This is a genomic window from Streptomyces tendae (assembly GCF_008632955.1).
Lineage (GTDB): Bacteria > Actinomycetota > Actinomycetes > Streptomycetales > Streptomycetaceae > Streptomyces.
Genome location: NZ_CP043959.1, coordinates 1,902,621 through 1,925,461, shown reverse-complemented (window position 1 = coordinate 1,925,461; position 22,841 = coordinate 1,902,621). Strand labels below are relative to the sequence as shown.

Annotated in this window: 15 protein-coding genes and 3 rRNA genes; 4 read left to right on the top strand and 14 right to left on the bottom strand. The window is 69.6% G+C overall.

What is annotated here, in order from left to right:
- Nucleotides 1-386 precede the first annotated feature (386 nt).
- Together F3L20_RS08965 and F3L20_RS08960 are read left to right on the top strand one after the other, a co-directional pair.
- The gene (locus tag F3L20_RS08965) at nucleotides 387-2,189 is read left to right on the top strand and encodes a glycoside hydrolase family 15 protein (protein ID WP_150157268.1); all 1,803 of its coding nucleotides are present in this window, start codon (nucleotides 387-389) and stop codon (nucleotides 2,187-2,189) included.
- Between the two features lie 131 nt (nucleotides 2,190-2,320).
- Nucleotides 2,321-3,952: a PucR family transcriptional regulator gene (locus tag F3L20_RS08960; RefSeq protein WP_150153651.1), complete on the top strand. Its 1,632-nt coding sequence runs from the start codon at nucleotides 2,321-2,323 to the stop codon at nucleotides 3,950-3,952.
- Nucleotides 3,953-4,001: 49 nt separating this feature from the next.
- Here F3L20_RS08960 and F3L20_RS08955 read toward each other — a convergent pair whose 3' ends face one another.
- The 5 genes from F3L20_RS08955 to F3L20_RS08935 form a co-directional block, all read right to left on the bottom strand.
- Nucleotides 4,002-5,141, bottom strand: a complete 1,140-nt coding sequence (locus F3L20_RS08955) for a glycosyltransferase family 4 protein (RefSeq protein WP_150153649.1) — start codon at nucleotides 5,139-5,141, stop codon at nucleotides 4,002-4,004.
- Nucleotides 5,142-5,347: 206 nt separating this feature from the next.
- Nucleotides 5,348-7,066 carry a DNA repair protein RecN gene (gene recN, locus F3L20_RS08950; RefSeq protein WP_150157267.1) on the bottom strand — a complete coding sequence of 573 codons (1,719 nt, stop codon included), beginning with the start codon at nucleotides 7,064-7,066 and terminating at the stop codon, nucleotides 5,348-5,350.
- Nucleotides 7,067-7,167: 101 nt separating this feature from the next.
- A complete protein-coding gene (locus F3L20_RS08945; protein ID WP_006132518.1) occupies nucleotides 7,168-8,073 on the bottom strand; it encodes an NAD kinase in 906 nt (301 codons plus the stop codon).
- Nucleotides 8,070-8,885: a TlyA family RNA methyltransferase gene (locus F3L20_RS08940; protein ID WP_145828130.1), complete on the bottom strand. Its 816-nt coding sequence runs from the start codon at nucleotides 8,883-8,885 to the stop codon at nucleotides 8,070-8,072. The genes F3L20_RS08945 and F3L20_RS08940 overlap by 4 nt, the downstream gene beginning before the upstream one ends.
- A 7-nt stretch (nucleotides 8,886-8,892) precedes the next feature.
- The gene (locus tag F3L20_RS08935) at nucleotides 8,893-9,222 is read right to left on the bottom strand and encodes a hypothetical protein (protein WP_150153647.1); all 330 of its coding nucleotides are present in this window, start codon (nucleotides 9,220-9,222) and stop codon (nucleotides 8,893-8,895) included.
- A 42-nt stretch (nucleotides 9,223-9,264) separates the two neighbouring features.
- Here F3L20_RS08935 and F3L20_RS08930 point away from each other — a divergent pair, with 42 nt between their 5' ends.
- A complete protein-coding gene (locus tag F3L20_RS08930) occupies nucleotides 9,265-9,612 on the top strand; it encodes an SCP2 sterol-binding domain-containing protein (protein WP_145828132.1) in 348 nt (115 codons plus the stop codon).
- Nucleotides 9,613-9,669: 57 nt separating this feature from the next.
- Here F3L20_RS08930 and F3L20_RS08925 read toward each other — a convergent pair whose 3' ends face one another.
- From F3L20_RS08925 to F3L20_RS08910, 4 genes are all read right to left on the bottom strand, one after another.
- Nucleotides 9,670-10,530: an ABC transporter ATP-binding protein gene (locus F3L20_RS08925; protein WP_150153645.1), complete on the bottom strand. Its 861-nt coding sequence runs from the start codon at nucleotides 10,528-10,530 to the stop codon at nucleotides 9,670-9,672.
- Entirely contained in the window at nucleotides 10,527-11,564 is a 1,038-nt protein-coding gene (locus F3L20_RS08920; protein WP_150153643.1) for a FecCD family ABC transporter permease, read from the bottom strand. Before F3L20_RS08920 ends, F3L20_RS08925 begins: the two co-directional genes overlap by 4 nt.
- Nucleotides 11,561-12,604, bottom strand: a complete 1,044-nt coding sequence (locus F3L20_RS08915; RefSeq protein WP_150153641.1) for a FecCD family ABC transporter permease — start codon at nucleotides 12,602-12,604, stop codon at nucleotides 11,561-11,563. Before F3L20_RS08915 ends, F3L20_RS08920 begins: the two co-directional genes overlap by 4 nt.
- 65 nt (nucleotides 12,605-12,669) lie before the next feature.
- A complete protein-coding gene (locus tag F3L20_RS08910) occupies nucleotides 12,670-13,698 on the bottom strand; it encodes an HAD-IIA family hydrolase (protein ID WP_150153639.1) in 1,029 nt (342 codons plus the stop codon).
- Between the two features lie 72 nt (nucleotides 13,699-13,770).
- Between F3L20_RS08910 and F3L20_RS08905 the strand changes: the two genes are divergently transcribed.
- Nucleotides 13,771-15,060 carry a DUF1015 domain-containing protein gene (locus F3L20_RS08905; protein WP_150153637.1) on the top strand — a complete coding sequence of 430 codons (1,290 nt, stop codon included), beginning with the start codon at nucleotides 13,771-13,773 and terminating at the stop codon, nucleotides 15,058-15,060.
- 74 nt (nucleotides 15,061-15,134) lie between these two features.
- On the opposite strand, the gene F3L20_RS34275 is transcribed toward F3L20_RS08905, so the two are convergent.
- From F3L20_RS34275 to F3L20_RS08885, 5 genes are all read right to left on the bottom strand, one after another.
- Entirely contained in the window at nucleotides 15,135-15,959 is an 825-nt protein-coding gene (locus F3L20_RS34275) for a tetratricopeptide repeat protein (protein WP_206338911.1), read from the bottom strand.
- Nucleotides 15,851-17,074 (bottom strand): hypothetical protein, encoded by a 1,224-nt coding sequence (locus tag F3L20_RS34270; protein WP_206338950.1) that lies wholly within the window; start codon nucleotides 17,072-17,074, stop codon nucleotides 15,851-15,853. The genes F3L20_RS34275 and F3L20_RS34270 overlap by 109 nt, the downstream gene beginning before the upstream one ends.
- A 174-nt stretch (nucleotides 17,075-17,248) precedes the next feature.
- Nucleotides 17,249-17,365, bottom strand: a 5S ribosomal RNA gene (gene rrf / locus F3L20_RS08895).
- Nucleotides 17,366-17,469: 104 nt separating this feature from the next.
- Nucleotides 17,470-20,591, bottom strand: a 23S ribosomal RNA gene (locus tag F3L20_RS08890).
- 309 nt (nucleotides 20,592-20,900) lie between these two features.
- A 16S ribosomal RNA gene (locus F3L20_RS08885) occupies nucleotides 20,901-22,424 on the bottom strand.
- Together the 16S, 23S and 5S rRNA genes form the textbook arrangement of a ribosomal RNA operon.
- Between the last annotated feature and the right edge of the window lie 417 nt (nucleotides 22,425-22,841).

Genomic DNA, 22,841 nt, shown 5'->3' with positions numbered 1-22,841 from the left:
AGCGTATCAGCGCCGCAAGGGAACGGCTTACGGCCACGCTCCGCGCACAAGGCGGCACGCAGCATGTATCACACACAGGACCCTCACCCGTGGGCCACTCGTTCGGCGGAGGCGCGTTGCCGCGAGCGGCACACAGATCATCTACGTGCGTCGTATCCTGCTCGGACACTCGCTGCCGAGCCCGGCCGGCCGAACGGCACCACCCCCGCCCGTAAGTTCCGGAACAACGTGAGCTCGGCAGTTCGTTGAGCAAAGATTGGCGCTTTGCATTCACGGCGGAGCGACTGCTTTGCTTCACAGCTCAACGACGCATTGCAAGACCCCCCTTGACCGCACTAGCGACAGCCCCCTTGCGGGGTGACGTGGCCGTTCGACTGGAGATGCACGTGGCCGGGCGCATCGAAGACTACGCACTCATCGGAGACATGCAGACCGCGGCGCTGGTCTGCCGGGACGGCACGGTCGACTGGCTGTGCCTGCCGCGCTTCGACTCGCACGCCATCTTCGCCGGGCTGCTGGGAACCGAGGAACACGGCTTCTGGCGGCTGGGGCCGGCCTACGCCGAGGACTCCCAGCCGCCCGCGGCGACGCGGCGGAGCTACCGCGGCGACTCGCTGATCCTGGAATCCGAGTGGGACACCCCGCGCGGCACGGTCCGCGTGACGGATTTCATGCCCCCGCGCGACGGCGCCCCGCAGCTGATCCGCATCGTGGAGGGTGTCTCGGGCCGGGTCCCCATGCGCTCGGCGCTGCGGATGCGCTTCTCCTACGGCCGTGTGGTGCCCTGGGTGCACCGCCACGAGGGCCGTACGGTCGCCGTGGCCGGCCCGGACTCCGTGTGGTTCGACACGTCCGCCGAGACCTACGGCGAGGACCTGACCACGTACTCGGACTTCACCGTCGCGCCGGGCGACCGGGTCGCCTTCGCCATCTCCTGGGAACCGTCCCACAAGCAGCCCCCGGCACTGCCGGAGCCGGAGCAGTCCCTGGAGGCCACCGAGGACTTCTGGCGCGAGTGGGTCGAGCACTGTACGTACCACGGCCCCTACCGTGAGGCCGTGATCCGCTCCCTGATCACGCTCAAGGCGCTGACGTACGCCCCGACCGGCGGCATCGTCGCCGCGCCCACCACCTCGCTGCCCGAGGACATCGGCGGCGTCCGCAACTGGGACTACCGCTACACCTGGCTGCGGGACGCGGCGATCACCCTGTCCTCGCTGCTGCGCACCGGCTACCGCGAGGAGGCCCGCGCCTGGCGCGAGTGGCTGCTGCGCGCGGTGGCGGGCGACCCGGAGAACCTGCAGATCATGTACGGCATCGCCGGCGAGCGCGAGCTCGGCGAGGCGGAGCTCGACTGGCTGCCGGGCTACGAGACGTCGGCGCCCGTCCGGGTGGGCAACGGCGCGGCGCACCAGCTCCAGCTCGACGTGTACGGCGAGGTCACCGAGGCCCTGCACCTGGCCCACATGACCGGTCTCGCGCGCAACGACTACGCCTCGCTGCTCCAGCTCAAGCTGATCCAGTACCTGGAGAAGCACTGGCAGGAGCCGGACGAGGGCATCTGGGAGGTGCGCGGCCCGCGCCGCCACTTCGTGCACTCCAAGGTGATGGCCTGGGTCGCCGTCGACCGCACCATCAAGCTCATCGAGTCCGGTGACGCCGACGGCCCGTTGGAGGAGTGGAAGCAGCTGCGCGACGACATCCACCGGGACGTGTGCGAGAAGGGCTACGACAAGGAACGCAACACGTTCACGCAGTCCTACGGCTCCCGGGAACTGGACGCGGCCCTGCTGCTGATCCCCCAGGTGGGCTTCCTGCCGCCGGACGACAAGCGGGTGATCGGCACCGTTGAGGCGATCCAGCGCGAGCTGTCCACCTCCGACGGCTTCATCCTGCGCTACCCGACCGAGGGCATGGACGAGGGCGTGGACGGCCTGCCGGGTGACGAGGGCGCGTTCCTCGCCTGCTCGTTCTGGATGGCCGACGACCTGGCGATGATCGGCCGCGTGGACGAGGCGCGGAAGCTGTTCGAGAAGCTGCTGGCGCTGCGCAACGACCTCGGTCTGCTGGCGGAGGAGTGGGACCCGCGCCTGCAGCGCCAGGTGGGCAACTTCCCGCAGGCCTTCAGCCACGTCCCGCTCATCGACACGGCCCTGCGCCTGACGGCGTCGGGGGCGTACGGGGGCTGACGCGGGCTCCCGCCCTGGGCCGGACCGGGGCGGGAGCGCCTGCCGGCGCGGGTCGGCGCCGGCACCGTTCGTGAAGGATATGTGCAGGCCGGACGTGTGCCCGGGACACACCCCCGGGTACCGTCCGCTGCATGAGCACCCCCCGCACACCCCCGCCCTCGGGCATCACCGTGCAGCGCGCCCTGGAACTCCCCGGCCTGCGCAGCGGCCTCCCGGAGGTCCTCGCCGGCGCCGAGCGGCTGGGGCGGACGGTGCGCTGGGTGCACGCGGGTGAGGTGCCCAACATCGCCTCCCTGCTCAAGGGCGGCGAGCTGCTGCTGACCACCGGGTACGGGCTCGGTACCCGTCCGGCCGACCAGCGGGCCTTCGTGCGCACGCTGGCGGACCGGGGCATCGCCGCCCTGGTCGTCGAGCTCGGCCCACGCTTCACCCGGCTCCCCGCCGCCCTGGTCGACGCGGCCCGGGCCGCCGGACTGCCGCTGGTCCAGCTGCACCGCGAGGTGCCGTTCGTCACGGTCACCGAGGAGATCCACACCGAGATCGTCAACGGGCACTACGCGCTGCTGCAGCGCGCGGAGGAGGTGCACCGCCGCTGCACCGAGGCACTTCTCGGCGGCGGGGGCGTGCCCCAGGTCCTGGAGATCCTCGCCGGGTTCACCGGCAACCCCGTGTTCCTGGAGACCACCGACGGGCAGCTGCTGTACGCGGCCGGCGAGGGTCCCGAGGGCGCGGATCCGCTCCAGGTGTGGGAAGGGCTGCGCGACCGGCAGCGGGACGCCCCGCCGGCCGGTTCGGTCCTCGTGGACGTGCCCGGCGGCGGCCCCGGCAGCGGCGGTGTCCGGGCGCGCCTGGCGCTGCTGCCGGTGCGCAGCGCGCCGGAGCCGGTGCACCGCATGGCGGCCGAGCGGGCCGCGGGCATCCTCGCCGTGGTGCTGATGCAGGCCCGTCAGGAGGAGGAGCTGGCGGCGCGGGGCCGCGGTGACTTCCTCACCGACCTCGCCGAGGGCCGGATCACCGCCGAGGACGCGCCCGCGCAGGCCCGCGTCCTGGGCTTCAAGCCGGGCCGGGGGCCGCTGCTCCCGGTGGTCATGCGGCTCGGCGACACCCTGTCGCCGCAGAGCGGCGGCTGGGCGGTCCTGGCCCGCGCGGTGGGCGAGGAACTGTCGTCGGTCGGCGTGCCCGTGCTGCTCGGTGTGCGGCCGGTCGAGGGACGTGTGCCGCTGCTGCTCGGGCTGCGCGCCGAGGCGGACCGGCCGGCCGCCGCGGAGCGGGTGGCGACCGCGCTGCGCGCCGGGGTCGAGCGCGCGGGAATGCTCAGGCCGGGCGGACGTCCGCCCGTGGTGGTGGTCGGCCCGGCCGGCGACTGGGCGGCGGTGCCGACCGGCCTGCGGCACGCGGTGGAGACGGCGACGGCGGCACAGGGTTTGCCCGAACGTCCCTGGTACGACGCACGGCGGCTGGACATCGACCTGCTGCTGTGGCGGCTGCGTGACCACCCGGACCTGGCGGACTTCGTGGACCGGGCGATCGGTCCGGTCCTGGAGCACGACCGGCGCTCACGGCCCGCGCTGCTGCCCACGCTGGAGACGTACCTGGCGCACGCCGGGCGCAAGGCGGAGACGGCGCGGGAGCTGCACCTGAACCGGCAGACGCTCTACAACCGGCTCGCCCGCATCGGGGAGTTGCTGGGCACGGACCTCGACGACCCGCAGACGGTGCTGACGTTGAGCCTGGCCCTGCGGGCGCGGCGGCACGTGCCCTGACCCACGGGGTGCCGCCGCACAGCGCGGTGGCCGCGGACGTCCGCCGGGGTCAGGTCAGCGGCCGGGGCCGGGTCAGCTCGTCGTAGACGCTGAGCACCTGGGCGACCGTCTGGTCCTCGGTCGGCCAGGTGGCGGCCTGCCTCGGGCCCCGCTCCGCCAGCAGCTCACGCCGTCCGGGGTCCTCCAGCAGGCGGGTCACGGCGTCGGCGAGCGCCCGCGCGTTGCCCCGGGGCACGAGTTCGGCGGCGTCGCCGACGAGTTCGGGAACGCCGCCCACCCGGGTGGCGACCAGCGGCACGCGTGCGTGCAGGGCCTCCTGGGCGAACGGCGAGCGCGCCTCCTCCCGGCGGCTCGGCAGCACGGCCACGTCGGCCGCGGCGAGCAGGTCGGGGACGTCCTCGCGCGGGCCGGCCAGCCGGACCGGCAGTTCCTCGTCCTCGATCCGGCGCCGCAGTTCGCCGTGCAGCGGCCCTTCCCCCGCGATCACCACCAGCGGCACCGGGTCGAGGAGCCGCCAGGCGTGCGCGGCGTCCAGCAGGTCGTCGTAGCCGCGGCGCCGTTCCAGGGAGCCGACCGCGATGATCAACGGGCGCTCCACGGCGCCGAGTTCGGCCCGCACCTTCGGCCGCAGCCGGTCGGCCTCGTCCGGCGGCGGCGCGCTGCGGGGGCCGGGCAGGGACACCGCGGCCAGCCGCGCGTCACGCGCTCCCGAACGGCGGGCCCGGTCCACCAGCGCCGAGGTCGTCCCCAGGACCACGGTGGCCGCGCGGACGACCCGCCGCTCCAGCACCCGCAGGAAATGGGCGCGCGGGCCGTCGGCGTGCGCCCGGTCGTGCCAGGTGACGACGAACGGGGTCTGCCGCCCGCTGAGCGCCAGGGCGGTACGGAACGAGGCGTGCAGACCGTGCGCGTGGACCAGGTCGGCGCCCGAGCAGGCGGCACGCAGCGCCGCCACCGACCCCGGGTCGCTGCTGCGCGGCACGTGCACGTGCTCGGCCCCCACCCCGGTGAAGTCGTAGGCGTGGTCGGCCTCCACGGGGGCGCACACCGTGACCCGCACGCCCCGCGCGACGAGCCCCGCGGCCAGCGAGCGCACGTGCGCGCCGCTGGCGGCGTTGCCGCCGCCCAGCACCTGCACGGTGCGCAGCGACGACTGGCCGTGCGATGCGTGGCTGCTCACGGGGGTCACGTGGCCGGGCTCCTGGTTCGGTCGGACGGTCACGACGAACGTACCGAAGGATCCCGCGGAGGGGTGTACCGCGCGGCGTCCTCCGCGTACTCCGTCAAGCATGCCAGGACACACGGCCGTTCCGGGAAACGCGCGGGCGTACGCCCGTGTCCACACGGAACGCCACATCACCCGTACGGATGACGGAACTTTGCCTTCCGGTGGGGCTAGCCGTCCGCGCGGGCCGCCGCCAGCAGTTCCTCCGCGTGCGCCCGGGCCGTCTCGGAGTCCTCCTGGCCGGCCAGCATCCGGGACAACTCCCGCACCCGGTCCTCGCCTTCGAGCACCTTCACGCCGGACCGGGTGACCGAGCCGTCGTTTGTCTTCTCCACCAGCAGCTGCCGGTCGGCGAACGCGGCCACCTGCGGCAGATGCGTGACGACCACGACCTGGGCCTTCTTCGCCAGCCGAGCGAGGCGCCGGCCGATCTCCACCGCCGCCTTGCCGCCGACGCCGGCGTCCACCTCGTCGAAGAGGTACGTCGGCACCGGGTCGGTCCCCGCGAACACGACCTCCACGGCCAGCATCACGCGCGACAGCTCGCCGCCCGACGCGCCCTTGGCGATCGGCCGGGGCGGCGCCCCGGGGTGCGGGGCCAGCAGCAGCTCCACCTCGTCCACGCCCGACGGCCCGTACGCCACCGTGCGCCCGTTCACCTCGACGCCCTCGGGGTCCTCGGTCTGCCGGATGTCGAACGACACGCGCGCGTGCGGCATCGCGAGCGACGCCAGCTCGTCCGTCACGGCCGCCGCGAACCGCTCCGCCGCCTCCGCCCGGGCCTGCGACAGCTCCTGCGCCAGCGCGCCCAGTTCGTTGCGCAGCCCGTCACGCTCGGCGGTCAGCTCCCCGATCCGCTCGTCGTCGCCCTCCAGGTCGGTGAGCCGCGCGGCGCTCCGCTCCGCCCAGGCCAGCACCTCGGCGACGTCCTCGCCGTACTTGCGGGTCAGCGCGGTGAGCGCCGCCCGTCGCTCCTCGACCGCCGCCAGCCGCAGCGGATCGGCGTCCAGGTCGTCGGCGTAACCGGCCAGCTCGCCCGCCACGTCCCGCAGCAGGATGCCGATCTCGCCGATGCGGTCCGTCAGCGCGGCCAGCGCCGGGTCGTGCGCCCGCACGGCCTCCAGGGCCCGCTGGGCACCCGCGACGAGCGTCCCGGCGTCCACGCCCTCGGGGTCCTCCGGATTGCCCGCGAGGGCGGCGTGCGCGACCGCGGCGGCCGACGCGAGTGCCTCGGCGTGCCCGAGCCGCCCGGCCTCCTCGGCGAGCTCCGCGTCCTCACCCGCGCGGGGCTCCACGGCGGCGATCTCCTCCAGCCCGAAGCGCAGCATGTCGGCCTCCTGGGCCCGCTCCCGCGCACGGGTGGTGATCTCCTCCAGCTCGGCGGTGACCGCCCGCAGCCGCTTGTACGCCTCCGTGTACTTGCCGAGCGGCACGGCGACCGCGTAGCCCGCGTACCGGTCGAGCGCCTGCCGCTGCCGGGACAGCTTCAGCAGCCCCTGCTGGTCGCTCTGCCCGTGCACCGCCACCAGGTCGTCGGCCAGCTCGGCCAGCAGCCCCACGGGCACGCTCCGCCCGCCCAGGTGCGCCCGTGACCGCCCCTCGGCCGAGACGGTACGGCTGACCAGCAGCGTCCCCTCGTCGAGCTCGGCCCCGGCCTCCTCGGCGCGCACGACGGCCGCAGAGCCCTCGGGCACGGCGATCCGTCCCTCGACCACGGCGTTGCGCGCGCCGATCCGCACCAGCGCCGCATCCGCGCGTCCGCCCAGCAGCAGGCCCAGGCTGGTGACCACCATGGTCTTGCCCGCACCCGTCTCACCGGTGACGGCGGTGAAGCCTGGCGACAGCTCGACGACGGCATCGTCGATGACACCGAGCGACCGTATCCGCATCTCCTCAAGCACGAACACGACCTTACGAGGTCGACGCCGCACAGTGCGACCGCCCCGCCCTTGTCACCCACGGGAGTGGTGTGCCCCCGTGACACCGGCCCCTACTGCGGCGCCCCCCGCCACCCGGACACGGGCAGGGCGAACTTGGCCACCAGCCGGTCGGTGAAAGAGGCGTGGTGCAACCGCGCCAGCCGCACCGGCACCGCCCCCCTCCGCACCTCCACCCGCGCGCCCGCCGGCAGCTCGACGGTGCGCCGCCCGTCGCACCACAGCACCCCGGGCGGGACGTGCGGCAGCACCTCCACCGCCAGCACCGAGTTCGGCGAGGTCACCAGCGGCTTGGCGAACAGCGCGTGCGCGCTGATCGGCACCATCAGCAGCGCCTCGACCTCCGGCCACACCACGGGCCCGCCCGCGGAGAACGCGTACGCGGTGGAGCCGGTCGGCGTGGCGCACACGATGCCGTCGCAGCCGAAGCCGGTCACCGGCCGCCCGTCGATCTCCAGGACGACCTCCAGCATCCGCTCGGCGGACACCTTCTGCACGGCCGCCTCGTTCAGCGCCCAGTCGGTGTGCACGATGTCACCGTTGCGGTGGACCACGACATCGACGGTCATCCGCTCCTCGACCTCGTACGCCCGGCTCACCACCCGGTCGACGACCTTCTCCAGGTCGTCCCGCTCGGCCTCGGCGAGGAAGCCCACGCTGCCGAGGTTGACGCCGAGCATCGGCACCCCGGAGGCGCGGGCGAACTCGGCGCCGCGCAGCAGCGTGCCGTCACCGCCGAGGACGATCAGCAGCTCGCAGTCGTCCAGGCACTGCGGGGTGGCCTCCTTGACCGTCTCCACGTCGTCCGGGAGCGGCAGGTCGCGGGCCTCCTCCTCCAGGACCCGCACCCCCAGTCCCGACCGCAGCAGACCCTTGACCACCAGTTCGGCGCTGCGGATGGCCGCGGCGCGCCCGGTGTGGGCCAGCAGGAAAACAGTACGAGCTCGGTTCTGCGTCAACGCGGCCCCTCCGCCACAGCACGGTCAACATCAGCCGGGTCCAGTTCCGGTGCTCCGGCCCGCAGCCACAGAAAGTATTCGACATTCCCCGAGGGTCCGGGCAGCGGACTTGCCGTCACGCCCTTCGCCCCGAGCCCCAGCTCCCAGGCCCTGGCGGCCACCCCCCGGACGGCCTCGGCGCGCAGCTGCGGGCTGCGCACGACACCGCCGCTGCCCAGCCGCTCCTTGCCCACCTCGAACTGCGGTTTCACCATCATCACCAGATCGGCGTCCGGCGTCACGCACCGCTTCAGAGCGGGCAGCACCAGGCCGAGCGGGATGAACGACAGGTCCCCCACGACAAGATCCACCGGCTCCCCATCGATCACCTCGAGCGTCAACTCCCGTACGTTCGTACGGTCCTTGACGGTCACGCGTTCATCTTTCTGCAGAGGCCACGCGAGTTGGCCGTATCCGACGTCGACCGCGACCACGTGCGCGGCCCCGGCCCGCAGCAGCACGTCGGTGAAGCCGCCGGTGGAGGCGCCGGCGTCGAGCGCCCGCCGGCCCTCGACGACCAGCCCCAGCGGCACGAAGGCGTCCAGGGCACCGGCCAGTTTGTGACCACCGCGCGAGACGTAGTCCGGGTCGCCCGCGTCCTCGGCGACCACGATGGCGGCCGCGGTCTCCACCTGGGTGGCGGGCTTGGTCGCCACCGTCCTGCCCACGCTGACCCGCCCGGCGGCGATCAGCTGGCTGGCGTGCTCGCGCGAGCGCGCCAGCTTACGGCGGACCAGCTCCGCGTCGAGACGGCGGCGTGCGACTCCTGCCACGTTCGGTTCAGCTCCTGTGTCCTTGTGCCGGCGGGGGCCCCGGGCGGGTGTCGAGCGCGGTGAGCGCGTCGCGCAGCCCTCGGTGTACATCCTCGTACACCTCGAGGTGGCCGTCGGTGGTGAGGTGGTCGGCGTCGGCCAGCCGCTCCACGTGGGCGTCGATCTCCGCGCGTCCGGTGGAGGTGCGCGGCACGCCCAGCGGGGCGGGACCGGCGGGGCCGTCGTCCTGCGGTGGCCGCGGCGCGGTCCGCTCCGGCTCCCCGGGGTCGTGCTGCCCGTCCCCCGGGGCCCCGGCGTCCGGCTCCGCGTCCGCCACCTGCGGTACTGCGTCGTTCATGCCTCGACGCTACCGCGAACGGCTGCGGTACCGTCGTGCGCGATGGCCACGATCGAGGAGTGCCGTGCCGCACTCGACAAGCTTTCGGACAGCATGGGGAGCGCCGAGGGGGACGTCCGCGCGGCGGCGTCGATGGACCGGTCGGTCAGCTGCCACATCACGGACCTGGACGTGACCTTCACGGGCCGGCTCACCGGCGGCCGGATCGTGGTGCGCGACACCGTCCCCGGGCCGCCGCCCGAGAAGGCGCAGATACGGCTGGCGATGACGGGCGACGACCTGGTGGCCCTGGTCGACGGCGAGCTGCACTTCGCCCGCGCGTGGGGGTCGGGCCGGGTACGCCTGGAGGCGGGGCTGCGCGACCTGTTCACGCTCAGGAAACTGCTCTAGCGCCCGCCGCGGTGGCATCCGCTCGGACCTTCGTGCTCGGACCTCAACGGCCTCCGCTCAGACCTTCGTGGCCTCCGCCTTGACCCGGGACGCGCGGGCCGCCGGCACCACCAGCGGGGTGCCCGTCTCGGGGTCGTCGATGACCTGGCAGCGCAGCCCGAAGACCTCCTCCACCAGTTCGGCGGTGACGATGTCCTTCGGAGCGCCCTGGGCGACGACCCGGCCGGCGCGCAGGGCGATGAGGTGTGTGGCGTACCGGGCGGCGTGGTTGAGGTCGTGCAGGACCGCGACCAGGGTGCGCCCCTGCTCGTGCAGGTCCGCGCACAGGTCGAGCACGTCGATCTGGTGCTGGATGTCCAGGTAGGTGGTCGGCTCGTCGAGCAGCAGCAGCGGCGTCTGCTGGGCGAGGGCCATCGCGATCCAGACGCGCTGCCGCTGCCCTCCGGAGAGCTCGTCGACGTAGCGTTCCGCGAGGTCGGCGACGCCGGTGTGGGCCATCGACTCCTGGACGACCCGCTCGTCCTCGGCGGACCACTGGCGCAGCAGGCTCTGGTGCGGGTAGCGGCCCCGGCCCACCAGATCGCCCACGGTGATGCCCTCGGGGGCGATGGACGACTGGGGCAGCAGACCCAGGGTGCGGGCGACCTTCCTGGCCGGCATCGAGTGGATGGTCTGCCCGTCCAGGAGGACCCGTCCCTGGGACGGCTTGAGCATCCGGGACAGGGCGCGCAGCAGGGTGGACTTGCCGCAGGCGTTGGGGCCGACGACGACGGTGAAGGAGTTGTCCGGTATCTCCACGGACAGCTGTTCGGCGATGACCCGCTGGTCGTAGGCCAGGGTGACGTTTTCGGCGGACAGGCGGTTCACGGTGCTCCTTCGGGGGTTCGGCTCGCTGCGGTCGGGGCCTGCGGGGCTCATATCCGGCCCGCCCTGCGCTCGGTGACCAGCAGCCACAGCAGGTAGACACCGCCGAGCACGCCGGTGACGACGCCCACGGGCAGCTGTTCGGCGCCGAACGCCCGCTGGGAGACGAAGTCGGCGAGGACCAGCAGGGCGGCGCCCATGCACATGGCGGCCACAAGGTTGGGGCCGGGCGAGCGGGTCAGGCGCCGGGCGAGCTGCGGCGCGGTGAGCGCCACGAAGCTGACCGGTCCGGCGGCGGCGGTCGCGGACGCGGTGAGCAGCACGGCGGACAGCATCAGCACCAGCCGGAGCCGTTCGACGCGCACCCCGAGGGCGTTGGAGACGTCGTCGCCCATCTCCGTCATGCGCAGCGCCCGGGAGTTGGCGAGGACCACGGGGACGAGGACGGCGCACAGCGCGAGCAGCGGCCACACCTGGGCCCAGTCCCGTCCGTCGAGCGACCCGGTCATCCAGACGACGGCGCGCGCCGCGTCGACGATGTCGGACTTGGTGAGCAGATAGCCGTTGACCGCCGTGACGATCGCGGAGACGCCGATGCCGACCAGCACCAGCCGATACCCGTGCACGCCGCGCTTCCAGGCGAGGACGTAGATGGCGGTACCGGTGATCAGCCCGCCGGCCAGCGCGCCCAGGGCCACCTGGTTGGCGCTGCCGGAGAACAGCACGATGACGGTGAGCGCGCCGGCCGTGGCGCCCTGCCCGAGGCCCAGCACGTCCGGACTGCCCAGCGGGTTGCGGGAGATGGACTGGAACAGCGCGCCGCCGAGCCCGAGCGAGGCGCCGACCAGCAGTCCCACCAGGACCCGGGGCAGCCGCAACTCGGTGACGATGAACTCCTGTCCGGCGTTGCCCTGGCCGACGAGGGTGGTGAGCACGTCGGAGGCGGACATCGGGAAGTCGCCGGTACCGATGAGCAGCACGCTCGCGCCGAGCGCCAGCAGCAGCAGGAGCACGACGACGGTGAAGGCGCGGACGTCCAGCCGGACCGAGAGGCCGCCGGGGACGCGCACCGCGCGGTTGGTCTTCACAGCTGGGCCGTCCTCCGCCGTCGTACGAGAAAGATGAAGACCGGGCCGCCGATGATCGCGGTGACGATGCCGACCTGAAGCTCGGCGGGCCGGGCCACGATCCGGCCCAGCACGTCGGCGCCGAGCAGCAGCACCGGCGACAGGATCGCCGCGTACGGCAGGATCCAGCGCTGGTCGGGTCCGGTGAAGGAACGCACGACGTGCGGCACCATCAGGCCGACGAAGACGATCGGCCCGCACGCGGCGGTCGCGGCTCCGCTGAGCATGGTTGCGACCAGCATGGACAGCGCCCGGGTGCGGTTGAGGTCGGCGCCGAGGGCCTTGGCGGTGTCGTCGCCCATCGCCATGGCGTTCAGCGGCCGGGCGAGCGCCAGCGCCAGCAGGCTGCCGACGACCAGGAACGGCACCACCTGCTTGACGGCCTCGGGGCTGCCGGAGGCGAGCGAGCCGACCGTCCAGAAACGCATCCGGCCGAGCGCGGCGTCGTCGAGGATCATGATGGCCTGGAGATAGCCGTAGAGCGCGGCGCTGATGGCCGTGCCGGCGAGCACCAGCCGCACCGGGGTCGCGCCCCGGCGGCCGCCGAGGAACCACACCACCGCGCCGACGGCGGCCGCCCCGCAGAAGGCGAACCACACGTAGCCGGACAGCGAGGTGACGCCGAAGAAGGTGATGGCGGTGACCACCGCGGCGGAGGCGCCCGCGTTGAGGCCGAGGAGTCCCGGGTCGGCCAGCGGGTTGCGGGTCAGCGCCTGCAGCACCGCCCCGGCGAGACCGAGCGCGGCGCCGGCGAGCAGGCCCAGCAAGGTGCGGGACAGCCGGTCGGACACGACGGTGTCGGCGTAGCTGCCCGACGCGTGGAACAGCCCGTGCCAGACCTGCTCCAGCGACAGTTCCTTCGCCCCGACCGCGATGCTCGCCAGCGCGACGAGCACCAGCAGCGCGAGCGACACGAGCAGACCGGCGGCGCGTATCGCCCGGCGGTTCGGGGGCGCGGGGGCGGTCTCCGCGCGCTGTTCGGGGGGACTCTCGACCAACACCCGGTTAGGTTAGCCTACCCTCCAGTTCGATCACGATCCCCGGGACCGCCGCTTCCGGCGGGGCGTCACACACCCAGCCGGGCCAGCGCCTTCCCCGCGTCCAGCCCGCACGCCTCCTCGCCCGCCGACGTCCAGGCCGCCGCGCACAGCGCCCGCAGCCCGTCGACGGCCTCGCCGTCACCGTCCAGCTCCAGCCGTCCGGTGCCGGCCGTCGCCGTCCAGCCGCCGCACCGGAAACCGCCGTCCACCGCGACGACCTCGGGCTGACCGGTGAGCAGCCCCCGCAGATCGGCGTCCACGTACGTCGGCCGATGCTGCGGCGGCGCCGCCAGGAGCTGCGCCCCGTCGGTCACGCCGGTGAGCACCAGCAGCGAGTCCACCCCGCCGTTGAACGCGCCCTCGATGTCCGTGTCCAGCCGGTCCCCCACCACCAGCGGCCGCTCGGCACCGGTGCGCAGGATCGTCTCGTGGTGCATCGGCGGCAACGGCTTGCCCGCCACCTGCGGCTCGGCACCGGTGGCGATGCGTACGACCTCCACCGCCGCGCCGTTGCCCGGCGCGATGCCCCGGCCGCTGGGGATCGTCAGGTCGGTGTTGGACGCGAACCACGGCAGCCCGCGCGCGACGGCGTAGCTCGCCTCGGCGAACCGCCCCCACGCCAGCTCCGGGCCGCCGTACCCCTGCACGACCGCCACCGGCTCGTCGTCCGCCGACTCCACCGGCTCGAGACCGCGCTCACGCAGCGCCACCCGCAGGCCCTCACCGCCGACCACCAGCACCCGGGAGCCCTGCGGAACCTGCTCGGCGACGAGCCTCGCCACCGCCTGCGCCGAGGTGATGACGTCACCGGCCTCGGCCGGTATGCCCAGCTCGGTCAGGTGCGCGGCCACCGCGTCGGGCGTGCGCAGCGCATTGTTGGTCACGTAGGCGAGCCGCATGCCGCCGTCGCGCGCCGTGGCGAGCGAGGGGACCGCGTGAGCGATGGCCTCACCGCCCGCGTACACCACTCCGTCCAGGTCGAGGAGCGCCGTGTCGTACGCCTCGCTCAGGGCCTGCCCACTGGCCTCGGGCCTCGTCCTGACGCTCCGGCTCATTCCGCATCGCTCCTCGTTCGACGGCTTTCCCCCGATCATCCCCCATCGCACCGACACCCGTACGATGCCGGGATGAACACTGCAGGTCACTCGAAGGCAACGGCGCCCCGAGGCCTGGAACTCACCCCGTTCCGAGGCCTTCGTTACGACCCGGACCGGGTCGGCAGCCTGGCCGCCGTGACATCCCCGCCCTACGACGTCGTGGTCCGCCCCGACGGCCTGCACCACCTCCAGTCCGCCGACCCGTACAACATCGTCCGGCTGATCCTGCCCGAGGCCGCCACGCCCGAGGAGCGCAACGCCCAGGCCGCCGAGACGCTCCGCCGCTGGCGCGCCGAAGGTGTGCTGACCGCCGACCCCCAACCCGGCCTGTACGTCTACGAGCAGCGCGACGTCGACGGCCTGGTGCAGCGCGGCGTCATCGGCGCCCTGCGCGTCTCCGACCCGGACGAGCACCTGGTGCTGCCGCACGAGGACGTCATGCCGCACATCGTGGCCGACCGCGCGGACCTGATGCGGGCCACCTCGGCGAACCTCGAACCACTGCTGCTGACCTACCGGGGCGACGGCACGGCGACCGCCACGGCCGGCCTCATCGAACGCACGGCCGGGCAGCCGCCGCTGCTGGCGACCACCACCGAGGACGGCGTCCGCCACCGTCTGTGGTCGGTCACCGCCCCCGCCGACCTGGCCGCGGTGAGCGGTGAACTCGCCCAGCACCAGGCCCTCATCGCCGACGGCCACCACCGCTGGGCGACCTACCGGCGGCTGCGCGCGGAACACCCGTCCCCCGCCCCCTGGGACCACGGACTGGTTCTCCTGGTCGACACGGCCCGCTATCCGCTGCGGGTCCGCGCCATCCACCGCCTGCTGCACGACCTGACGGTCACCGAGGCCCTGGCCGCGCTCGACGGCCGGTTCCGCGTCCGCCGCCTGGACCTGCCGCTGCCGAAGGCCATGGACGCGCTGGCCGAGGCCGCCGCGACGGGCAACGCGTACGTTCTCGCCGGGGACGGCGCCTTCCACCTCGTCGACCGCCCGGACCCGGCTCTGCTGGCCCGTACGGTCCCGGCGGACCGCCCGGAGGCATGGCGCACCCTGGACGCGACGGTCCTGCACACCACGCTCCTCGACCACGTCTGGCGGGTCCCCGACTACCCCGCGCACATCGCGTACATCCACGACACGGCCGCCACGGTGGAGAAGGCGGAACGCGACGGCGGTACGGCGGTCCTCATGCACCCGGTGCACGAGGACGTGGTCCGGGACCTGGCCCGCCAGGGGGTGACGATGCCCCGCAAGTCGACGTCGTTCGGCCCGAAACCGGCGTCGGGTCTGGTGCTGCGCGCACTCGACCTCTGAGCGTCCGGGTACGCGAAAGGGGGCGGGTCCCGGTCGGGACCCGCCCCCTTCACCTACGTTCCGCCCGGCGGACGTCAGTCCTTGTCGTCGCCGTGCTCGTCCTGCTCGGCCTGCTTGTCCTGCTTGTCCTGCTCGGCCTGCTCGGCCTGCTCGGCCTGCTCGCCACTGTCGGTGTCGTCCGCGGCCACGGCGACGTCCTCGTCGTCCTCGCCCTCGTCCTCGACGAAGGCGTCCGTGAACTCCACACCGTCCAGCTCGGCCAGCCGGTCGGAGGCGTCCGTGCTGCCGTCGCGGTCGGCCTCGACGGCCTTGGCGAACCACTCGCGTGCCTCGCCCTCACGGCCGGCCGCGAGCAGCGCGTCGGCGTAGGCGTACCGCAGACGCGCGGTCCACGGCTGCGCGGAGTTCGACGCCAGCTCGGAGCTCTGCAGGGTGACGATCGCCGCGTCCAGCTGCCCCATGTCGCGCCGGGCGCCGGCCGCGACGAGCCGCATCTCGACCTGCCCGGCCTTGTCCAGCTTCTGCACCTCGGGGGCGCCGGCCATGTCGAGCGCCTTCTCCGGCCGTCCGAGCCCGCGCTCGCAGTCCGCCATCAGCGGCCACAGCTCCACGGTCCCGGTCATCCGCCGCGCCGCCCGGAACTCGGCGAGGGCCTCGCCGTACTTCTGAGTCGCGTACGCGGCGAACCCGGCGGCCTCCCGCACGGCGGCCACGCGCGAGGCCAGACGCAGGGCCACCCGCGAGTAGGCGTAGGCGCGCTCGGGCTCCTCGTCGATCAGCCGGGCGACCATCACCAGGTTCTTGGCGACGTCCTCCGCGAGCGTCTTGGGCAGGCTCTGAAGCTCCTGCCGTACGTCCTTGTCGATCTCCTCGCCGGTGACGTCCTCGGGGATCGGCAGCCGCTTGATGGGCTCGCGGTCACGGTCCCGGTCGTCACGGAACCGGCCGCCGCCCTGGCGGTCGTCACGGCCACGGAACCCGCCGGGACGGCCGCCCCGGTCGTCCCGCCTCGGCCCACGGCCCCGGTCGTCACGGCCTCGGTCGTCACGACCCCGGAAACCGCCCCGGTCCCCGCCACGGCTGTCCTCGCGCCGGAAGCCGCCACGGTCACCACGGCTGTCGGGGCGGTCGCCCGGACGGCTGTCGGTGCGGCTGTCGTTGCGACGGAAACCGCCACGGTCGCGGTCGCCGCCCCGGTCGTCACGGCGGCCGTACCCACGGTCGTCGTCACGGCGCAAGCCACCACGGTCGCCGCGGTCGTCCTCACGACGGAAGCCACCACGGTCACCGCGATTGTCATCACGGCGGAAACCACCACGGTCACCACGGTTGTCGCGCTCCGGACGGTCGTCACGACGGAAACCGCCCCGATCGCCACGGTTGTCATCGCGACGGAAACCGCCCCGATCGCCACGGTTGTCATCGCGACGGAAACCGCCACGGTCACCGCGGTCGTCGCTACGACCCCGGTACCCACCGCGGTCGCGGTCGCCGCCCCGGTCGTCACGCCGGCCGTACCCACGGTCGTCGTCACGGCGGAAGCCACCACGGTCAGCGCGGTCGTCCTCACGACGGAAGCCACCACGGTCACCGCGATTGTCATCACGGCGGAAACCACCACGGTCACCACGGTTGTCGCGCTCCGGACGGTCGTCACGACGGAAACCGCCCCGATCGCCACGGTTGTCATCGCGACGGAAGCCACCACGGTCACCGCGGTCGTCGCTACGACCCCGGTACCCACCACGGTCGCCGTCACGCCGGTCGTCGCGGCGGTCGTCCCTGCGGTCATCGCGACGGTCGTCCCTGCGGTCGTCGGTGCGACCCCGGTAACCGCCGCGCTCACCACCGCGGTTGTCGTCCCGGCCGCGGAAGCCGCCACGCTCGGGCCGGCCGCCGCTGCGGTCACGATCCCGATCACGGTCGTCGCGTCGGAACGCGGGGCGGTCACCGTCCCTGCGGAAGCCGCGGTCACGGTCGTCGCCTCGTCGAGGGCCTCCGCGCTGGCCGCCACGGTCGGGGCGGTCCGAGCGGTCACCACTGTCCCGTCGCCGCTGGTCGCGCTCCGGTCGGTCCTCGGGAGAGTTGGTGGCCATCGGTAACTCCTGTCTTAGGTACTGCAAGCATAAATAGAAAAGGACCCCTGGTCCCAGCTGAACGCTGGTGACCAGGGGTCCTTCCAAAGATTGTTCGGCGGCGTCCTACTCTCCCACAGGGTCCCCCCTGCAGTACCATCGGCGCTGTAAGGCTTAGCTTCCGGGTTCGGAATGTAACCGGGCGTTTCCCCTACGCTATGACCACCGAAACCCTAATGGTTTCGAGCGAACAAGCACACTTTTCTTTTGTTTGTTCTGCTCAAAGCCGACAACGGTCGTTGTCTCAGAACTAACACAGTGGACGCGAGCAACTGAGGACAAGCCCTCGGCCTATTAGTACCGGTCAACTCCACACGTTACCGTGCTTCCATATCCGGCCTATCAACCCAGTCGTCTACTGGGAGCCTTACCCTCTCTAGGAGGTGGGAGTCCTCATCTCGAAGCAGGCTTCCCGCTTAGATGCTTTCAGCGGTTATCCCTCCCGAACGTAGCCAACCAGCCATGCCCTTGGCAGAACAACTGGCACACCAGAGGTTCGTCCGTCCCGGTCCTCTCGTACTAGGGACAGCCCTTCTCAAGACTCCTACGCGCACAGCGGATAGGGACCGAACTGTCTCACGACGTTCTAAACCCAGCTCGCGTACCGCTTTAATGGGCGAACAGCCCAACCCTTGGGACCGACTCCAGCCCCAGGATGCGACGAGCCGACATCGAGGTGCCAAACCATCCCGTCGATATGGACTCTTGGGGAAGATCAGCCTGTTATCCCCGGGGTACCTTTTATCCGTTGAGCGACGGCGCTTCCACAAGCCACCGCCGGATCACTAGTCCCGACTTTCGTCCCTGCTCGACCCGTCGGTCTCACAGTCAAGCTCCCTTGTGCACTTACACTCAACACCTGATTACCAACCAGGCTGAGGGAACCTTTGGGCGCCTCCGTTACTCTTTAGGAGGCAACCGCCCCAGTTAAACTACCCATCAGACACTGTCCCTGATCCGGATCACGGACCCAGGTTAGACATCCAGCACGACCAGACTGGTATTTCAACGACGACTCCCCTGAACTGGCGTCCAGAGTTCACAGTCTCCCAGCTATCCTACACAAGCCGAACCGAACACCAATATCAAACTGTAGTAAAGGTCCCGGGGTCTTTCCGTCCTGCTGCGCGAAACGAGCATCTTTACTCGTAGTGCAATTTCACCGGGCCTATGGTTGAGACAGTCGAGAAGTCGTTACGCCATTCGTGCAGGTCGGAACTTACCCGACAAGGAATTTCGCTACCTTAGGATGGTTATAGTTACCACCGCCGTTTACTGGCGCTTAAGTTCTCAGCTTCGCCCCACCGAAATGGAGCTAACCGGTCCCCTTAACGTTCCAGCACCGGGCAGGCGTCAGTCCGTATACATCGCCTTACGGCTTCGCACGGACCTGTGTTTTTAGTAAACAGTCGCTTCTCGCTGGTCTCTGCGGCCACCCCCAGCTCGAGGAGCACGTCCTCTCACCAGTGATGGCCCCCCTTCTCCCGAAGTTACGGGGGCATTTTGCCGAGTTCCTTAACCATAGTTCACCCGAACGCCTCGGTATTCTCTACCTGACCACCTGAGTCGGTTTAGGGTACGGGCCGCCATGAAACTCGCTAGAGGCTTTTCTCGACAGCATAGGATCATCCACTTCACCACAATCGGCTCGGCATCAGGTCTCAGACACATGCCAGGCGGATTTACCTACCTGACGTCCTACACCCTTACCCCGGGACAACCACCGCCCGGGATGGACTACCTTCCTGCGTCACCCCATCACTCACCTACTACCAGCTCGGGTCACCGGCTCCACCACTCCGACCTCGTCCGAAGACTCAGCCGGCGGCTTCACGGGCTTAGCATCACTGGATTCGATGTTTGACGCTTCACAGCGGGTACCGGAATATCAACCGGTTATCCATCGACTACGCCTGTCGGCCTCGCCTTAGGTCCCGACTTACCCTGGGCAGATCAGCTTGACCCAGGAACCCTTAGTCAATCGGCGCACACGTTTCTCACGTGTGAATCGCTACTCATGCCTGCATTCTCACTCGTCAACCGTCCACAACTACCTTCCGGTGCTGCTTCACCCGGCAGACGACGCTCCCCTACCCATCACAACACCCGTTGGGGCTATATGCTGCAATGACACGACTTCGGCGGTACGCTTGAGCCCCGCTACATTGTCGGCGCGGAATCACTAGACCAGTGAGCTATTACGCACTCTTTCAAGGGTGGCTGCTTCTAAGCCAACCTCCTGGTTGTCTGTGCGACTCCACATCCTTTCCCACTTAGCGTACGCTTAGGGGCCTTAGTCGATGCTCTGGGCTGTTTCCCTCTCGACCATGGAGCTTATCCCCACAGTCTCACTGCCGCGCTCTCACTTACCGGCATTCGGAGTTTGGCTAAGGTCAGTAACCCGGTAGGGCCCATCGCCTATCCAGTGCTCTACCTCCGGCAAGAAACACACGACGCTGCACCTAAATGCATTTCGGGGAGAACCAGCTATCACGGAGTTTGATTGGCCTTTCACCCCTAACCACAGGTCATCCCCCAGGTTTTCAACCCTGGTGGGTTCGGTCCTCCACGAAGTCTTACCTCCGCTTCAACCTGCCCATGGCTAGATCACTCCGCTTCGGGTCTTGAGCGTGCTACTGAAACGCCCTGTTCGGACTCGCTTTCGCTACGGCTTCCCCACCCGGGTTAACCTCGCAACACACCGCAAACTCGCAGGCTCATTCTTCAAAAGGCACGCAGTCACGACGTTGAGTGCAAGCACTCAACGCGACGCTCCCACGGCTTGTAGGCACACGGTTTCAGGTACTATTTCACTCCGCTCCCGCGGTACTTTTCACCATTCCCTCACGGTACTATCCGCTATCGGTCACCAGGGAATATTTAGGCTTAGCGGGTGGTCCCGCCAGATTCACACGGGATTTCTCGGGCCCCGTGCTACTTGGGTGTCTCTCAAACGAGCCGCTGATGTTTCGACTACGGGGGTCTTACCCTCTACGCCGGACCTTTCGCATGTCCTTCGCCTACATCAACGGTTTCTGACTCGTCTCATGGCCGGCAGACCATGAAAGAGAGATCCCACAACCCCGAATGCGCAACCCCTGCCGGTCTCACACGCATACGGTTTGGCCTCATCCGGTTTCGCTCGCCACTACTCCCGGAATCACGGTTGTTTTCTCTTCCTGCGGGTACTGAGATGTTTCACTTCCCCGCGTTCCCTCCACTTGCCCTATGTGTTCAGGCAAGGGTGACAGCCCATGACGACTGCCGGGTTTCCCCATTCGGACACCCCCGGATCAAAGCCTGGTTGACGACTCCCCGGGGCCTATCGTGGCCTCCCACGTCCTTCATCGGTTCCTGGTGCCAAGGCATCCACCGTGCGCCCTTAAAAACTTGGCCACAGATGCTCGCGTCCACTGTGCAGTTCTCAAACAACGACCAACCACCCATCACCCCGAGCAGAAGCTCGAGTGCACTGGGGCCGGCACTGAAGGCGACCACACGGCCGTACCCTCAGACACCCAACAGCGTGCCCGGTCCGGTCTCACCCGGTGATCATGCGTTCCACGCTCCGAAGAGCAGTACTGGCAGCCACCGACCCGAGATCCGGACCGAATAGTCAACGTTCCACCCATGAGCAACCAGCATCAGACGTTCGCTGATGAACTGGCCTCTGACCAACCGAAGTTGGTAAGAAGTGCTCCTTAGAAAGGAGGTGATCCAGCCGCACCTTCCGGTACGGCTACCTTGTTACGACTTCGTCCCAATCGCCAGTCCCACCTTCGACAGCTCCCTCCCACAAGGGGTTGGGCCACCGGCTTCGGGTGTTACCGACTTTCGTGACGTGACGGGCGGTGTGTACAAGGCCCGGGAACGTATTCACCGCAGCAATGCTGATCTGCGATTACTAGCGACTCCGACTTCATGGGGTCGAGTTGCAGACCCCAATCCGAACTGAGACCGGCTTTTTGAGATTCGCTCCACCTCACGGTATCGCAGCTCATTGTACCGGCCATTGTAGCACGTGTGCAGCCCAAGACATAAGGGGCATGATGACTTGACGTCGTCCCCACCTTCCTCCGAGTTGACCCCGGCGGTCTCCCGTGAGTCCCCAGCACCACAAGGGCCTGCTGGCAACACGGGACAAGGGTTGCGCTCGTTGCGGGACTTAACCCAACATCTCACGACACGAGCTGACGACAGCCATGCACCACCTGTACACCGACCACAAGGGGGCACTATCTCTAATGCTTTCCGGTGTATGTCAAGCCTTGGTAAGGTTCTTCGCGTTGCGTCGAATTAAGCCACATGCTCCGCCGCTTGTGCGGGCCCCCGTCAATTCCTTTGAGTTTTAGCCTTGCGGCCGTACTCCCCAGGCGGGGCACTTAATGCGTTAGCTGCGGCACGGACGACGTGGAATGTCGCCCACACCTAGTGCCCACCGTTTACGGCGTGGACTACCAGGGTATCTAATCCTGTTCGCTCCCCACGCTTTCGCTCCTCAGCGTCAGTATCGGCCCAGAGATCCGCCTTCGCCACCGGTGTTCCTCCTGATATCTGCGCATTTCACCGCTACACCAGGAATTCCGATCTCCCCTACCGAACTCTAGCCTGCCCGTATCGACTGCAGACCCGGGTTAAGCCCCGGGCTTTCACAACCGACGTGACAAGCCGCCTACGAGCTCTTTACGCCCAATAATTCCGGACAACGCTCGCGCCCTACGTATTACCGCGGCTGCTGGCACGTAGTTAGCCGGCGCTTCTTCTGCAGGTACCGTCACTTTCGCTTCTTCCCTGCTGAAAGAGGTTTACAACCCGAAGGCCGTCATCCCTCACGCGGCGTCGCTGCATCAGGCTTTCGCCCATTGTGCAATATTCCCCACTGCTGCCTCCCGTAGGAGTCTGGGCCGTGTCTCAGTCCCAGTGTGGCCGGTCGCCCTCTCAGGCCGGCTACCCGTCGTCGCCTTGGTGAGCCATTACCTCACCAACAAGCTGATAGGCCGCGGGCTCATCCTGCACCGCCGGAGCTTTCGAACCTCGCAGATGCCTGCGAGGGTCAGTATCCGGTATTAGACCCCGTTTCCAGGGCTTGTCCCAGAGTGCAGGGCAGATTGCCCACGTGTTACTCACCCGTTCGCCACTAATCCCCACCGAAGTGGTTCATCGTTCGACTTGCATGTGTTAAGCACGCCGCCAGCGTTCGTCCTGAGCCAGGATCAAACTCTCCGTGAATGTTTACCCGTAATCGGGTGCACACATCACGAGAGCGGAACATCGGGAGGAATAGTCCCGACGTTCACAGCGTCCTCGCTGTGTTTTTCTTCAAAGGAACCTCGACCATCCGAAACCGGATGGACGGAGTATCAACATATCTGGCGTTGACTTTTGGCACGCTGTTGAGTTCTCAAGGAACGGACGCTTCCTTTGTACTCACCCTCTCGGGCTTTCCTCCAGGCGCTTCCCTTCGGTCTTGCGTTTCCGACTCTATCAGATCCTTTTGGTTCCGATTCCCGGTCGGCGGGAGGTCGTTGAGCCTTTGACTTTCGCCTGTCGGCCTTTCGACATTCACTACGTTAACCGATTCCCCGGCCCAATTCATAATCGGGTCTGCGGCTTCGAATTCGGACATGCGAACATGCCGATGTCGAC